We start from the raw sequence: 13,506 nt of genomic DNA, 5'->3' as shown, positions 1-13,506 counted from the left end.
CCCGCGCCACGATTCTGACCACCGCTGCCCGCGCCAGTAGGCTGGGCCGCATGGCAGAACGACTTCCCGTGGCAGTGCTGGGCGCGAACGGGCGCATGGGTTCCGAGGCCGTCAGGGCAGTCGGCGCGGCCGAGGACATGGACCTCGTCGCAGCGCTCGGCCGGGGCGACTCCCTCGAGGGCCTCCTCGACGCCGGCGCCCGGTACGTCGTCGACCTCACCGTCCCCGACGCCACCGAGGCCAACGTCCGGTTCGCCGTCGAACACGGCCTCCACTCCGTCGTGGGGACCACCGGGTGGAACGAGGAGCGGCTCGGGTCGCTGCGCGACCTGCTCGCCGCCCATCCCGGGACCGGCGTCCTCATCGCGCCGAACTTCGCCCTCGGGTCCGTGCTCGCCTCGGCCTTCGCAGCCAAGGCCGCCCGCTACTTCGAATCGGTCGAGATCGTCGAGCTGCACCATCCCGACAAGGTCGACGCCCCCTCCGGCACGGCCGTCCGGACGGCCCAGCTCATCTCCGCCGCCCGCAGCGAGGCCGGGCTCGGCCCGTCCCCGGACGCGACCACCAAGCAGCTCGACGGCGCACGGGGCGCCGACGTCGACGGCGTCCGCGTCCATGCCGTGCGCCTCCGCGGCCTCGTCGCCCACCAGGAGGTCCTCCTGGGCGGACCGGGGGAGCAGCTGACCCTCCGCCACGACTCGTTCGACCGCGCGTCCTTCATGCCCGGGGTGCTCGTGGGGCTGCGCGAGGTCGCCGCGCACCCGGGCCTCACCGTCGGCCTCGACGGCTATCTGGACCTCGGGCTGTGAGCGCCATGGACCCCGCGGATCGCCAGAACCGGAACAGCTCCCAGGACCCACAGCGCCCGCCGCGGTCGGGCGGCGCGTGGGCATGGGTGGTGGCGAACAAGACCAAGATCGGCGTCGTCGCCATCACCGTGCTGCTGGTGTTCTACCTCATCCTCACCTTCGACCGCGCCCGGATCCTCCTGCTCGACCCGGCGCCGGTCGCCAAGGCAATCGGCGCCGGCTACCTCCTGCTCCCGGTCGTGGGGGTGTGGGCGCTCCTGCGCGAGCTCGCCTTCGGCACGCGGCTCGAGCGCATGGGCAGGGAACTCGAGGCCGAGGGCGGCCTGCCGGAGGACACGCTCCCGCGCACGGCCGGCGGAAGGATCGTCCGGTCGGCCGCCGACGCCGAGTTCGCTCAGTACCGCCACGAGGCGGAGGCGGCGCCCGAGGACTGGCGGTCCTGGTACCGCCTCGGGCTCGCCTACGACGCCGCGGGCGACCGCAAGCAGGCACGCTCCGCCATGCGGCAGGCGATCGCCCTCCACCGCGCCCGCTGAAACAGGCCAGCCGGCCGGGCTGCCGACGGCAGCCCTACCGGTGCGAGGACGCGCTGCGGCGTGCCGGGCCGCGGGCGGCGGTCCTGCCGGCGAGGCCGAGCTGGGCCGCAGCATGTGCCACGGCCTCCAGCGGCCCCCGCCAGCCGTTGGCCCGGACGAAGAGGCCGAGCGCGAGGGCGGCAACGACGTGGACGGCCAACAGCGCCTCACGGGTGAGATGCGCCCAGTCCGCGAGCGGGAGCGTGAGCGCCGCGACGTGGGCCGAGTAGAGGGTCAGCGTCATCGCCCCGGCGCCCGCGAGCGGTGCGAGCAGCCCCGTCCGCGCCAGCGGCGCGATCCGGGCGAGGAGGAGGAAGGCTCCGATCGCGGCGGCCGAGGTCCCGGCCGTGTGCAGGAGATCGAGCGGCGTGCCGGCGTGCGGGGCGGCAGAAGTCAGCCACCACCACGTGCCGGTCTGGTCGACCCCCGTGAGGTTCCCCTCGAGCATGGCGCGCAGCGGCCACACCTTCGCCTGAGGGGTGGCCAGGAGGACGTTGAGGCCCCCGAGCGGGCCGAGGAAGGCCCAGGCGCAGGCCTTCGCGAGCACGGCCGCCGCGGCACCCGCAAGGACGAGCCACACCTGCGTCGCGGTCCGGGTGAGGTCCGCGCGGCCGATCCACAGGCCGACCAGGAGGTAGGCGAACCACTGGAGGGCCGGGTAGTAGCCGGTGACGGCGAGGTCCGCGACGAGGCGCACCGGATCGGCAAGGTCCGGCCAGGACGGGCTGTGGCCCAGCCGGAGCGGGGGCACGGACGCGAGCAGGAGCGGCCGGAGCAGGTACGCCGCGACGGGGGCGAGGAGGATCCAGACGACGGCCAGCAGCCCGAGGGTCTGGCGGCGGAGCCTGAGCACGCCGAGCGCGCACCAGAACAGCACCGCGTAGTCCACGAGGATCACCGCGACGCCCACGCGCGCGAGGCCGAGGGTGAGCCCGACGGCGGCGATCACCGCCGCGCGCAGCGCGAGCCCGAGCCGGTTCCGCTCCGCTGGGACCCGTCCCAGGGTGAGCGAGACGCCGGCGAGCACGGCGAACAGGGCCGCCGCCCGGCCCGAGAGCACCGATCCGACCCACGTGGCGGCGAAGGCACCCGTGTCCGGATCCTGCGCCACCGTCGGCAGGATGTGCGTGGCCATCATGGCCAGCAGCGCCGCCCCGCGCGCCATGTCGAGCCCCGCGAGCCTGGCCGGCCCGCCCCCGCGCGCCCGGCCCGCCGACAAGCCCCGGGTGCCGGCCACCCCCGATTGTCCGCCCATGCTCCCGATGCTCTCACGGCGGGATGCCCGCGCCCCGCGGCCGGGCCTGCGGCGGGAGGTGCCAGGCGCCGGGGCCGCGCATCCGGGTGCCCTAGGATGGGCCTATGTCCGCCGAGCTGACCGTCTCTGCCGTGCAGTCCGTGGCGCTCCCGGGCGGGCTGGCCGCGAACATCGACGAGCACGTGCGCCTCCTCGAGGACGCGGACGCCCATGGAGCCAGGCTCGCGGTCTTCCCCGAGCTCTCGCTCACGGGCTACGACCTCGACCTCTTCTCCGACGAGTCCGCGTGGCTCACCCGTCCCTCGGCGCAGCTCTCCGAGCTCCAGGCGGCCTGCGAGGACATGGGCATCTCCGCCGTCGTGGGGGCGGCCGTCCGCGAGCCGGACCGCACGCCGCACCTCGCCTCCGTCCTCGTGCGCCCCGGGGCGCCGGCCGTGATCGCGCCCAAGATGCACCTGCACGGCAGGGAGCGGGAGATCTTCGAGCCCGGGTCCCGACTCACCGTCGTCGACGTCGACGGCTGGAAGGTGGCCCTCGCCGTCTGCTTCGACGTCGCGCAGCCCGGCCACGCCGCGGAGGCCGCGGCCGCCGGAACCGACCTGTACGCGGCGCCGGCCGTCTATGTGGCGGGGGAGGAGCGCCGGCTGGACCTCCACTTCGGGGCCCGCGCCATGGACAGCCGGTTCTTCGCCCTGCTCGCCAACGCCGGCGGAACTAGCGCACTGGGCGACTCGTGCGGCCAGAGCGGGGTGTGGGGGCCGGACGGGCACCGGATGGCGTCCGCGGCCGGGACCGGGACCGAGGTCGTCACGGCGGTCCTGTTCCGTTCGGCGCTCGAACGCTACGCCCGCCCGTCCTGACGCGTTGCCCAAAGGGGCGGCGTCCACGGTAACGTTCTGTATATGGCAGACGAGAACCGCACGCGCACTTTCGGCACGCTCCTCACGGCAATGGTGACCCCGTTCACCGCCGACGGCGACGTCGACTACGATGCGGCGGCGTCCCTCGCGGCCAAGCTCGTCGACGACGGCTGCGACGGGCTCGTCGTCACCGGCACCACGGGGGAGACGTCCACCCTGACGGACGAGGAGAACCTCGGCATGTTCAAGGCCGTCCTCGAGGCGGTCGGCGGCCGCGCCAAGGTCATCGCCGGGACGGGCACGAACGACACCCGCCACTCGGTGGGCCTCTCGCGCCGGGCCGAGGCCCTCGGCGTGGACGGCCTCCTCCTCGTCACGCCCTACTACAACAAGCCCAGCCAGGCCGGCGTCCAGGCCCACTTCGAGACGGTCGCCTCGGCCACCGAGCTGCCCGTCATGCTCTACGACATCCCGGGCCGGTCGGGCATCCCGATCGCCCCCGAGACGATCCTCAGGCTGGCCGAGCACCCCCGGATCCTCGGCCTCAAGGACGCCAAGGCCGACTTCGCCTCGGTGACGCGGGTGCTCGCCAAGACCGACCTCGCCGTCTACTCGGGCGACGACGGCCTGACCCTGCCGTGGATGGCCGCGGGAGCGCTCGGCGTCGTCTCCGTCACCGCGCACGTCGCGACGAAGCAGTTCCGCACACTCGTCGACGCGGCGCTCGCGGGCGACTTCGCGGCTGCCCGCCAGGTCCATTTCGACCTCGACCCGGTGATCCGCGGGATCATGACCCGGGTCCAGGGCGCGGTCGCCGCCAAGCAGGTTCTCAAGTGGCAGGGTGTCCTGCCCAACTCCGTGGTCCGGCTCCCGCTTGTGGAGCCCGGCGACGCGGAGCTCGCCCTCATCCGCAACGATCTCGCCGAAGCCGGAATGGACTTCGGCGCCTAGGAGCAGCCCAGCATGACCCAACGAGCCCTGTCCGTCCTCACCACTCCGCCCCCGCTCCCGACGGGGACCCTGCGGATCGTCCCGCTCGGCGGGCTCGGCGAGGTCGGACGGAACATGGCCGTCTTCGAGATCGAGGGCAAGCTCCTCGTCGTCGACTGCGGCGTCCTCTTCCCCGAAGAGACCCAGCCGGGCGTGGACCTGATCCTGCCCGACTTCTCCTACCTCGAAGGCCGCATCCAGGACATCCTCGCCGTCGTGCTCACGCACGGCCACGAGGACCACATCGGCGCCGTCCCGTACCTCCTCCGCCACCGCCGGGACATCCCCCTCGTGGGATCGCAGCTCACGCTGGCCCTCGTGGAGGCCAAGCTCGCCGAGCACCGCATCACCCCGGTGCTGCGGGTCGTGGAGGAGGGCCAGGTGCTGGACTTCGGTCCGTTCCAGACCGAGTTCGTGGCCGTCAACCACTCGATTCCGGACGCCCTGGCCGTCTTCATCCGCACCGCCGGGGGCACGGTCCTCCATACGGGCGACTTCAAGATGGACCAGCTCCCGCTCGACGGCCGCATCACCGACCTCCGCCACTTCGCCCGGCTGGGCGAGGAGGGCGTGGACCTGTTCATGGCCGACTCCACCAACGCGGACGTCCCCGGGTTCACCACCGCGGAGAAGGAGATCGGCCCCACGCTGGACCGGCTCTTCGGCCAGGCGCGCAAGCGGATCATCGTGGCCAGCTTCTCCTCGCACGTCCACCGCGTCCAGCAGGTGCTCGACGCCGCCCACCAGCACGGCCGCAAGGTCGCCTTCGTGGGCCGTTCCATGGTGCGCAACATGGGGATCGCGGCCAAACTGGGCTACCTCGACGTGCCGCCGGGCATCCTCGTGGACATGAAGGCCATCGACGACATCCCGGACCACCGCCTCGTGCTGATGTCCACCGGATCCCAGGGCGAGCCCATGGCCGCGCTCTCGCGCATGGCGAACGGCGACCACCGGGTGCAGGTCGGCGACGGCGACACGGTGATCCTCGCGTCCTCCCTCATCCCGGGCAACGAGAACGCCGTCTTCCGCGTCATCAACGGCCTGCTCAAGCTCGGCGCGAACGTGATCCACAAGGGCATGGCGAAGGTCCACGTCTCCGGCCACGCGGCCGCCGGCGAGCTCCTCTACTGCTACAACATCGTCGAGCCGCTCAACGCGATGCCGGTGCACGGGGAGACCCGCCACCTCATCGCCAACGGCAACCTGGCCCTCGAGACCGGCATGGAGCCGGACAGCGTCATCCTCGGCGACAACGGAACCGTGGTCGACCTCAAGGGCGGCGTGGCGAAGATCGTCGGGCAGGTCGAGGTCGGCTTCGTCTACGTCGACGGCAGCAGCGTCGGGGAGATCACGGACGTCGACCTCAAGGACCGCAGGATCCTCGGCGAGGAGGGCTTCATCTCGGTCATCACCGTGGTGAACCGCTCGACCGGCAAGGTCGTGACCGGCCCGGAGATCCACGCCCGCGGCGTCGCCGAGGACGACGCCGTGTTCGACGACATCATCCCCAAGATCAATGCCGCCCTCGAGGAGGCGATCCTCGCCAAGCCGGACCACACGGCACACCAGCTCCAGCAGGTGATCCGGCGGGTCATCGGCACCTGGGTTAGCCGCAAGCTCCGGCGCAAGCCCATGATCATCCCGGTGGTCCTGGAGGCCTGACGCCCCGGCCCTTCCGCCGCCCAAGGCCGCCGCTCCCGTGGAAATCCGCGGGGGCGGCGGCCTTTCGCGGTACCGTGGCGGATATGGCGACTCGTACCTCTTCCACGCCAAAGGCCGGCACGTCCAAGACCAGACCCACCCGGACCTCCGCGCCCGCGGCCCGGGGCCGGTCGGGCGCGGGCGCGTCCCGGGCCAAGGCGTCCGGCAAGGGGACCACGTCGCCACGGGGCGTGACCGCGACCGACGCCGGCCAGCCGTGGCCCGCGCGCCTCATCGGCGGTACCTGGGGCGCCCTCGCCCACACCGTCGGCGGAGGGGTCCGCCGCGTCGGCACCGACGTCAGCGGCATCGACCCCGAGGAGCGCCGCGACGGCGCCGCGCTGTTCAACCTGGTCCTGGCCGTCTTCATCGCGACCTTCGCCTGGTGGGGCTGGAAGGGCTGGTTCCCGGACGCCGTCTACGCGGTCGTCAACGGCACGTTCGGCTGGGTCTCGCTCCTGCTGCCCCTCATGCTCGGCGTCTGCGCGTTCCGCCTCTTCCGCAAGCCCGCGGACCACCGCGGCAACAACCGGGTGGGCATCGGCTTCCTCGTCATGACGTTCGCCGCGACCGGGCTCGCCGATGTCCTCGGGGGGCTGCCCTCCGCCGCGGCGGGCTTCGACGGGCTCCGTGCCGCCGGGGGCATGCTCGGCTTCCTCGCCGCCTCCCTGCTTGCAGCGGTCCACCCGGCGATCCCGGTCATCGTCTACTCCGCGCTCGCGTTCATCTCCGTCCTCATCGTCACGGCCACGCCGTTCGCCGCCATCCCGCGCCGGATCCGTGCCGGCTGGGAGCACCTCATGGGCCTCGACCTGACCCCCGAGGAGCAGGAGGCCCACGACCGCAGCTACCTGTACGACTCGGAGCGGCGCGCCCAGGAGGCGGCACGCCAGCGCCGGACCAAGAAGCGGCGCCTGTTCGGCAAGGATGCCGAGGAGGCCCCCGAGCCCGGAGACGGCTTTGCCGGAGACGAGCCCTACGAGCGCGCGGTCGTGGACGACCCCGAGGCGACGGCGGCCATGGCCGCACCGGCGCCCGGCCGGTCCCAGGCGGAGGCGGCGATCCAGAAGATCCGCGCCGCCCAGGGCCGGGGGAGCGAGCAGGGCGCCGACGCCAAGCCCGTGGAGGGAGCCACCGAGGCCATCCCGACGGTCGGGCTTCCTGCCCCCGCCGCGGCCCCGGCCGTCCACGTCCCCTCCACCCCGGTGGCGCCCGCGCCGCCGCCCACGCCCATTCCCCAGCGCACCGAGCAGCTCCAGCTCTCGGGCGACGTGGCCTACACGCTGCCGTCCTCGGACTTCCTCGTCCAGGGCTCCGCTCCCAAGGAGCGGACGGAGGCCAACGACGCGGTCGTCGCAGCGCTGACCAGCACGCTCACCCAGTTCAACGTGGACGCCGAGGTCACTGGCTTCTCCCGCGGCCCTACGGTGACCCGCTACGAGATCGAGCTCGCCCCGGGGACCAAGGTCGAGAAGGTCACGGCCCTGTCGAAGAACATCGCCTACGCGGTGGCGAGCTCGGACGTGCGGATCCTGAGCCCGATCCCCGGCAAGAGCGCCATCGGCATCGAGATCCCGAACACCGACCGCGAGACGGTCTCGCTCGGCGACGTCCTGCGGAGCCAGAACGCGCGCCGCACCGACCACCCGATGGTCATGGGCGTGGGCAAGGACGTCGAGGGCGGGTTCGTGGTCGCGAACCTGGCCAAGATGCCGCACCTGCTCGTCGCGGGAGCGACCGGCGCAGGCAAGTCCTCGTTCGTGAACTCGATGATCACCTCGATCCTCATGCGCTCGACCCCCGACGAGGTGCGCATGGTCATGGTCGACCCGAAACGCGTGGAGCTCACGGCCTACGAGGGGGTCCCGCACCTCATCACCCCGATCATCACGAACCCCAAGAAGGCCGCCGAGGCCCTCCAGTGGGTGGTCCGCGAGATGGACGCCCGCTACGACGACCTGGCCAACTACGGGTTCAAGCACATCGACGACTTCAACAAGGCGGTCCGGGCGGGCAAGGTCGTCCCGCCGGCGGGATCCGAGCGGAAGATCCGCGCCTACCCGTACCTCCTCGTCATCGTCGACGAGCTGGCCGACCTCATGATGGTCGCGCCGCGGGACGTCGAGGACTCGATCGTGCGCATCACCCAGCTCGCACGTGCCGCGGGCATCCACCTCGTCCTCGCGACCCAGCGGCCCTCGGTCGACGTCGTCACCGGCCTCATCAAGGCCAACGTGCCTTCCCGCATGGCGTTCGCGACCTCGTCGGTCACCGACTCCCGCGTGGTCCTCGACCAGCCCGGCGCCGAGAAGCTGATCGGCCAGGGCGATGCGCTGTTCCTGCCGATGGGCGCGTCGAAGCCCATGCGCGTCCAGGGCGCCTGGGTCTCCGAGTCGGAGATCCACAAGGTCGTCGAGCATGTGAAGGGCCAGCTCCAGGTCACCTACCGCAACGACGTCGCGGCGGAGCCCGAGAAGAAGCAGATCGACGAGGAGATCGGGGACGACCTCGAGGTGCTCCTGCAGGCCACGGAGCTGGTGGTCACGACCCAGTTCGGGTCCACGTCCATGCTCCAGCGGAAGCTGCGGGTCGGCTTCGCGAAGGCCGGCCGGCTCATGGACCTGCTCGAGAGCCGCGGGGTGGTCGGCCCCTCCGAGGGGTCCAAGGCCCGCGACGTGCTCGTCAAGCCGGACGACCTGCCGGCCGTCCTCGCTGCGCTCCGCGGGCAGGACTCGCCGTCCTCCGGGACGGCAGCCGCGGACGAGGCCCTCGCCGACAACGCCAGCGCCAACCACCACCTAGGGCAGTACGAGAACGACTCGCCGTACGCGGAGGACCTCGTCGCCAAGGACCTGGAGGGGCGTCCGCAGGCGGTCGACTACCACGACGGCGACGACGAGGGCGGCGAAGACGCATGGTCGCTGACCGGACGCTAGGCTGAGACGGTGACCACCCCGCCGTCGGCGTCCCCCTCCCAGCTGTGGAACCTCCCGAACATCCTCACGATGGCGCGGATCGTCCTCGTGCCCTTCTTCATCTGGTCGCTGCTGGCCGACGGCACGGCGCACGGGCCCTTGCGCTGGGTCGCCTTCGCCCTGTTCGCCGTCGCGATCTACACCGACCAGCTGGACGGCTCGATCGCCCGCCGGCGCAACCTCATCACCGACTTCGGCAAGATCGCCGACCCGATCGCGGACAAGCTCCTGACCGGGGCCGCGCTCGTGCTGCTCTCGGTGCTGGCCGAGCTGCCCTGGTGGATCACGGTGCTCATCCTCGTGCGCGAGTGGGGCATCACGGCGCTGCGCTTCGTCGTCATCCGCTACGGCGTCATGCCCGCCTCGCGCGGCGGCAAGCTCAAGACCGTGCTCCAGACGGTCGCGATCCTGCTGTACCTCTTCCCCCTCACCCCCGGTCTGGCCGTGCTCTCCGCCGTCGCCTTCTGGGTGATGCTGCTGGCCCTTGCCGTGACCGTGGTCACCGGGGCCGACTACGTGCTCAAGGCCGCGCGGCTCCGTGCGTCCGCCCGGAAGGCGGACTGAGCCGATGTCCGAGGACCGGGTGCCGACCGTGACAGCGCACGAGGTCGTGGAAGCCTTCGTCGCCCGCGGGGCCACCGCGGCCACCGCCGAATCGCTCACCGCAGGGCTCGTCGCGGCCGCACTCGCGGACGTCCCCGGCGCATCCAGGATGCTCCGCGGGGGCGTCGTGAGCTATGCGAGCGCGGTAAAGGCTGCGGTGCTCGGGGTCTCGCGGGAACTGCTCGCGCGGGCCGGCTCGGTCGACGCCGACGTGGCCCGCCAGATGGCCGACGGCGCCCGACGGGTCTGCGGGGCTGACTACGGCGTCGCGACCACCGGCGCCGCCGGCCCCGAGGCGCACGACGGCAAGCCGGTCGGGACCGTGTTCGTCGCCGTCTCGGGCCCGGCCGGGTCGGCCGTGCACGCCTACGCGTTCGACGGCGACCGGGCCGCGATCCGCCGCGCCGCCACCGAGGCGGCACTCGCCGCCCTGCTCGATGCACTCCGGGACGCCTCCCCTGGGACGGGCGCGGAAACTGGGAGCGAGCTGTGAATTGGTTCGGCGCGGAGCCCGACGGGGAACAATACAGCTGTCCGCGGAGTTGTGGATAGTGTCGTCAACCGAAGGCGGCGCCACTAGGATGAGTCACACGGAGCCCCGAGAGGTCGGGGAGCCCGAGCCAAGGAGCGCATCGATACACATGGTTAAGCAGCCCGTATCCGTCAACGGCGTAGTGCGCTGGCGTGATGTGGGATTGGCCGACATCGGTAAGCAGGAACAGAAGGAGCGCAAGATGGTTGTTCTGCGTCATGAGATTGGGGACGTCCTGCGGGACGTCCGCCAGCGCCAGGGCCGCACGCTCCGTGAAGTCTCGCACAACGCGCGTGTATCGCTCGGGTACCTGAGCGAGGTGGAGCGCGGCCAGAAGGAAGCGTCCTCCGAGCTGCTGTCGTCGATCTGCTCCGCACTGGACGTCCCGCTCTCGGTCATGCTGCGCGAGGTCAGCGACCGGGTCGCCGTCGCAGAGGGCATCACCATTCCGGACACGGTGCCGCAGGAGTTCGCCCAGCGGTACGGGCGCGACCTGAACACGGATTTCGACGCCGAGCTGACCCAGGTCAGCTGACGTCGCCAGCAGGGAAGGGCCGGGCGCGGAGCGCCCGGCCCTTCGTCGTGTCCCGGCGCTGCTGCCGCGTCCGCGCGGCCTTGCCCGCCCGGCTCAGGGGCGGGGCGCCAGGTCCTCGTTGAGCCGGTGCAGATAGCGGGCAAGCTCGGCCAGCTCGCCCGTGTCCCACGACGCGAGGCGCGCGGCGAAGTACTCGTGCCTGCGGGCTCGCAGATCTTCGACATGGCTGCGCCCGGCCGGGGTCAGCGCCACGTGCTGGGCGCGACGATCGTGGGGGTCGGCCTCCTTGGCCACGAGCCCGATCTCCTCGAGGAGCGCGATCTGGCGGCTGACGGTGGGCTTGCCGACTCCGACCGTCGCGGCGAGGTCCGTCACCCGCCGGGGCCCCTCGCCGTGCAGGATCGTCAGCAGCCCGTAGGCGGCCGGATCGAGCTCGGGGTGCAGGTCCTTCGACAGGCCGAGGGACGCGGCGCGCCCGCGGCGCCAGAACAGGCCGAGCTGCTGCTCGACGTCGACCAGGGCCGCGTCGAACCCGGCGGGGGCAGGCGGAGAAGGCATGCCACCATCTTAGGTGCGGCGGTGCCGGCGACGTGCGGCCCGCACTGCGGTGTGAAGGAGAATGGACGGGTGAGGAATAGCGATTTCTGGCGGCTCATGGAGGACGAATTCGGCAGCGGGTACGCCCACGTCCTCGCCTCGTCCGCCGTGCTCGCCGCCGTCGGGGGCCGCACGGCGGACGAGGCGCTCAAGGCAGGCGTCCACCCCCGCACTGTATGGCTCGCCGTGTGCGAGCTGCAGGATGTGCCCGCGGAGCGCCGGCTCGGGAAGGACCGACCGCTGAAAGACTGACGGCAGACCCTACGACACGCCGGGCAGGATTCGAAGATGTGTTCGGGAGAGGGGTAATCTCCTGCACAGAGGATTCCATGCGCGGCAGCGCCCGAGATGTGCACATAGCGGGGTCGAGACGTTCGACTGTCGGTGGGCATCGGTAGCGTGAGCGGCATGGAGGAGCGGCGGGCAGGACAGGGCACCGCCGCGAACGACCAGACCCGGAGGTAGACATGGCAGCAGGAACGCCAGAGCGCCAGAAGGCACTCGAGGCAGCGCTCGCGCAGATCGACAAGCAGTTCGGCAAGGGGTCGATCATGCGCCTCGGGGACGACACGCGCGCCCCGATCGAGGTCATCCCGACGGGGTCGATCGCGCTCGACGTGGCCCTCGGAATCGGCGGCCTTCCGCGCGGACGCGTCGTCGAGATCTACGGCCCGGAGTCCTCCGGCAAGACCACGGTCGCGCTCCACGCCGTCGCCAACGCCCAGCGGAACGGCGGCATCGCTGCCTTCATCGACGCCGAGCATGCACTCGACCCGGAGTACGCGGCCAAGCTCGGCGTCGACACCGACGCCCTGCTCGTCTCGCAGCCGGACACCGGCGAGCAGGCGCTCGAGATCATGGACATGCTCGTCGGGTCGGGTTCGCTCGACATCATCGTCATCGACTCCGTCGCCGCCCTCGTGCCGCGCGCGGAAATCGAGGGCGAGATGGGCGACAGCCACGTCGGCCTCCAGGCCCGGCTCATGAGCCAGGCGCTGCGGAAGGTCACCGGGCGCCTCAATCAGACCAAGACCACGGCGATCTTCATCAACCAGCTCCGCGAGAAGATCGGAGTGTTCTTCGGATCCCCGGAGACGACCACCGGTGGCAAGGCGCTCAAGTTCTACGCGTCCGTCCGCATCGATGTCCGCCGGATCCAGACGCTGAAGGAGGGCGCCGACTCCGTCGGCAACCGCACCAAGGCCAAGATCGTCAAGAACAAGATGGCCCCGCCCTTCAAGCAGGCCGAGTTCGACATCATCTACGGCCAGGGCATCTCCCGTGAGGGCGGCATCATCGACATGGGCGTGGAGCACGGCATCATCAAGAAGTCCGGTTCCTGGTTCACCTACGACGGCGACCAGCTCGGCCAGGGCATGGAGAACTCCCGCCGGTTCCTGCGCGACAACCCGGAGCTCGCCGCGGAGCTCGAGCGGCTCATCAAGGAGAAGCTCGGCGTGGGCGTCAAGCCCGAATCGGGTGAGGAGCAGCCGCGCCTGAAGGCTGTCGACGGGGAGTAGCCCCATGGCGGCCCGCAGTGGACGGCCGGTGCCGCCCCGGGCGGAGCAGGATCCGGAGCCCGACCCGGAGTCGGTGGCCCGGGCCATCCTGCTCCGCCAGCTGACCCTCGGCCCGCGCAGCAGGCTGCAGCTTGAGCGGAAGCTGCGCGAGCGCAACGTCCCGGAGGGCCTCGCGGAGAGGCTCTTGGACCGCTTCGAGGAAGTGGGCCTCGTCGACGACGCGGAGTTCGCCCGCCTCTGGGTGCGCAGCCGCGGCGAGACGAAGTCCCTCGGCAGGGCGGCACTCCGGCGCGAGCTCGGTGAGAAGGGGATCACGGGTGATGCCGCCGAGGAGGCACTCGGAGAGCTCTCGTCCGAGGCCGAGGAGGGGGCGGCGCGCCGGCTGCTGAGCCGCCGGGTCCGGCCTTTCGACCGCGACGATCCAGCCGCGCGGGACAAGGAACTGAGGCGGCTGGTGGCGATGCTCGCCCGCAAGGGGCACGCTCCCGGCATCGCCTTCCGGATCGCCGCCGAGGTCCTCGACGGAGTCGAGCAGGAGGAGGGCTGACGAC

Annotated in this window: 14 protein-coding genes; 12 read left to right on the top strand and 2 right to left on the bottom strand. The window is 71.8% G+C overall.

Translation table 11 applies throughout. The annotated features are described in order from the left end of the window. Window positions 1-50 precede the first annotated feature (50 nt). Together dapB and J2W20_RS07850 are read left to right on the top strand one after the other, a co-directional pair. The gene (gene dapB, locus J2W20_RS07855; protein ID WP_307005928.1) at window positions 51-809 is read left to right on the top strand and encodes a 4-hydroxy-tetrahydrodipicolinate reductase; all 759 of its coding nucleotides are present in this window, start codon (window positions 51-53) and stop codon (window positions 807-809) included. 89 nt (window positions 810-898) lie between these two features. After that, complete coding sequence (locus J2W20_RS07850; RefSeq protein WP_307005926.1) at window positions 899-1,345, top strand: hypothetical protein; 447 nt, start codon at window positions 899-901, stop codon at window positions 1,343-1,345. 34 nt (window positions 1,346-1,379) lie between these two features. Here the strand turns inward: J2W20_RS07850 and J2W20_RS07845 are convergent, their stop codons facing one another. Further along, the gene (locus tag J2W20_RS07845; protein WP_307005925.1) at window positions 1,380-2,639 is read right to left on the bottom strand and encodes a heparan-alpha-glucosaminide N-acetyltransferase domain-containing protein; all 1,260 of its coding nucleotides are present in this window, start codon (window positions 2,637-2,639) and stop codon (window positions 1,380-1,382) included. Window positions 2,640-2,743: 104 nt separating this feature from the next. Between J2W20_RS07845 and J2W20_RS07840 the strand changes: the two genes are divergently transcribed. The 7 genes from J2W20_RS07840 (at window position 2,744) to J2W20_RS07810 (ending at window position 10,838) form a co-directional block, all read left to right on the top strand. After that, on the top strand, window positions 2,744-3,499 hold the full coding sequence (locus J2W20_RS07840; protein ID WP_307005924.1) for a carbon-nitrogen hydrolase family protein: 756 nt from the start codon (window positions 2,744-2,746) through the stop codon (window positions 3,497-3,499). Window positions 3,500-3,541: 42 nt separating this feature from the next. After that, window positions 3,542-4,450, top strand: coding sequence for a 4-hydroxy-tetrahydrodipicolinate synthase (gene dapA / locus J2W20_RS07835; RefSeq protein WP_307005922.1), 909 nt, complete (start codon window positions 3,542-3,544; stop codon window positions 4,448-4,450). 12 nt (window positions 4,451-4,462) lie between these two features. Continuing rightward, window positions 4,463-6,154, top strand: coding sequence for a ribonuclease J (locus J2W20_RS07830; RefSeq protein WP_307005920.1), 1,692 nt, complete (start codon window positions 4,463-4,465; stop codon window positions 6,152-6,154). Window positions 6,155-6,237: 83 nt separating this feature from the next. Further along, window positions 6,238-9,129, top strand: coding sequence for an FtsK/SpoIIIE family DNA translocase (locus tag J2W20_RS07825; protein WP_307005919.1), 2,892 nt, complete (start codon window positions 6,238-6,240; stop codon window positions 9,127-9,129). Between the two features lie 9 nt (window positions 9,130-9,138). Continuing rightward, window positions 9,139-9,732 carry a CDP-diacylglycerol--glycerol-3-phosphate 3-phosphatidyltransferase gene (pgsA, locus tag J2W20_RS07820; protein ID WP_307005918.1) on the top strand — a complete coding sequence of 198 codons (594 nt, stop codon included), beginning with the start codon at window positions 9,139-9,141 and terminating at the stop codon, window positions 9,730-9,732. 4 nt (window positions 9,733-9,736) lie between these two features. Beyond that, window positions 9,737-10,264, top strand: coding sequence for a CinA family protein (locus tag J2W20_RS07815; protein ID WP_307005917.1), 528 nt, complete (start codon window positions 9,737-9,739; stop codon window positions 10,262-10,264). 148 nt (window positions 10,265-10,412) lie between these two features. After that, window positions 10,413-10,838: a helix-turn-helix domain-containing protein gene (locus J2W20_RS07810; protein ID WP_307005916.1), complete on the top strand. Its 426-nt coding sequence runs from the start codon at window positions 10,413-10,415 to the stop codon at window positions 10,836-10,838. A 93-nt stretch (window positions 10,839-10,931) separates the two neighbouring features. Here J2W20_RS07810 and J2W20_RS07805 read toward each other — a convergent pair whose 3' ends face one another. Continuing rightward, window positions 10,932-11,396: a MarR family winged helix-turn-helix transcriptional regulator gene (locus tag J2W20_RS07805; protein ID WP_307005915.1), complete on the bottom strand. Its 465-nt coding sequence runs from the start codon at window positions 11,394-11,396 to the stop codon at window positions 10,932-10,934. 69 nt (window positions 11,397-11,465) lie between these two features. Between J2W20_RS07805 and J2W20_RS07800 the strand changes: the two genes are divergently transcribed. From J2W20_RS07800 to J2W20_RS07790, 3 genes are all read left to right on the top strand, one after another. Further along, window positions 11,466-11,687 (top strand): DUF3046 domain-containing protein, encoded by a 222-nt coding sequence (locus J2W20_RS07800; RefSeq protein ID WP_307005913.1) that lies wholly within the window; start codon window positions 11,466-11,468, stop codon window positions 11,685-11,687. A 215-nt stretch (window positions 11,688-11,902) separates the two neighbouring features. Continuing rightward, window positions 11,903-12,955, top strand: coding sequence for a recombinase RecA (gene recA, locus J2W20_RS07795; protein ID WP_066497272.1), 1,053 nt, complete (start codon window positions 11,903-11,905; stop codon window positions 12,953-12,955). 4 nt (window positions 12,956-12,959) lie between these two features. Next, window positions 12,960-13,502 (top strand): regulatory protein RecX, encoded by a 543-nt coding sequence (locus J2W20_RS07790; RefSeq protein ID WP_307005912.1) that lies wholly within the window; start codon window positions 12,960-12,962, stop codon window positions 13,500-13,502. The last annotated feature ends 4 nt before the right edge of the window (window positions 13,503-13,506 follow it).

It is taken from the genome of Sinomonas atrocyanea (assembly GCF_030812675.1).
In the GTDB taxonomy this organism is placed as follows: domain Bacteria; phylum Actinomycetota; class Actinomycetes; order Actinomycetales; family Micrococcaceae; genus Sinomonas; species Sinomonas atrocyanea_B.
Note: the sequence above shows the minus strand (reverse complement) of the source record. Positions and strands in the feature narration are given on the sequence as shown.

What these genes read in the sequence shown, in the direction of transcription:
- dapB (WP_307005928.1), top strand. Translation starts at nt 51, where the DNA reads ATGGCAGAACGACTTCCCGTGGCAGTGCTGGGCGCGAACGGGCGCATG.
- J2W20_RS07845 (WP_307005925.1), bottom strand. Translation starts at nt 2,639, where the DNA reads ATGGGCGGACAATCGGGGGTGGCCGGCACCCGGGGCTTGTCGGCGGGC.
- J2W20_RS07840 (WP_307005924.1), top strand. Translation starts at nt 2,744, where the DNA reads ATGTCCGCCGAGCTGACCGTCTCTGCCGTGCAGTCCGTGGCGCTCCCG.
- dapA (WP_307005922.1), top strand. Translation starts at nt 3,542, where the DNA reads ATGGCAGACGAGAACCGCACGCGCACTTTCGGCACGCTCCTCACGGCA.
- J2W20_RS07830 (WP_307005920.1), top strand. Translation starts at nt 4,463, where the DNA reads ATGACCCAACGAGCCCTGTCCGTCCTCACCACTCCGCCCCCGCTCCCG.
- J2W20_RS07825 (WP_307005919.1), top strand. Translation starts at nt 6,238, where the DNA reads ATGGCGACTCGTACCTCTTCCACGCCAAAGGCCGGCACGTCCAAGACC.
- J2W20_RS07815 (WP_307005917.1), top strand. Translation starts at nt 9,737, where the DNA reads ATGTCCGAGGACCGGGTGCCGACCGTGACAGCGCACGAGGTCGTGGAA.
- J2W20_RS07810 (WP_307005916.1), top strand. Translation starts at nt 10,413, where the DNA reads ATGGTTAAGCAGCCCGTATCCGTCAACGGCGTAGTGCGCTGGCGTGAT.
- J2W20_RS07805 (WP_307005915.1), bottom strand. Translation starts at nt 11,396, where the DNA reads ATGCCTTCTCCGCCTGCCCCCGCCGGGTTCGACGCGGCCCTGGTCGAC.
- recA (WP_066497272.1), top strand. Translation starts at nt 11,903, where the DNA reads ATGGCAGCAGGAACGCCAGAGCGCCAGAAGGCACTCGAGGCAGCGCTC.
- J2W20_RS07790 (WP_307005912.1), top strand. Translation starts at nt 12,960, where the DNA reads ATGGCGGCCCGCAGTGGACGGCCGGTGCCGCCCCGGGCGGAGCAGGAT.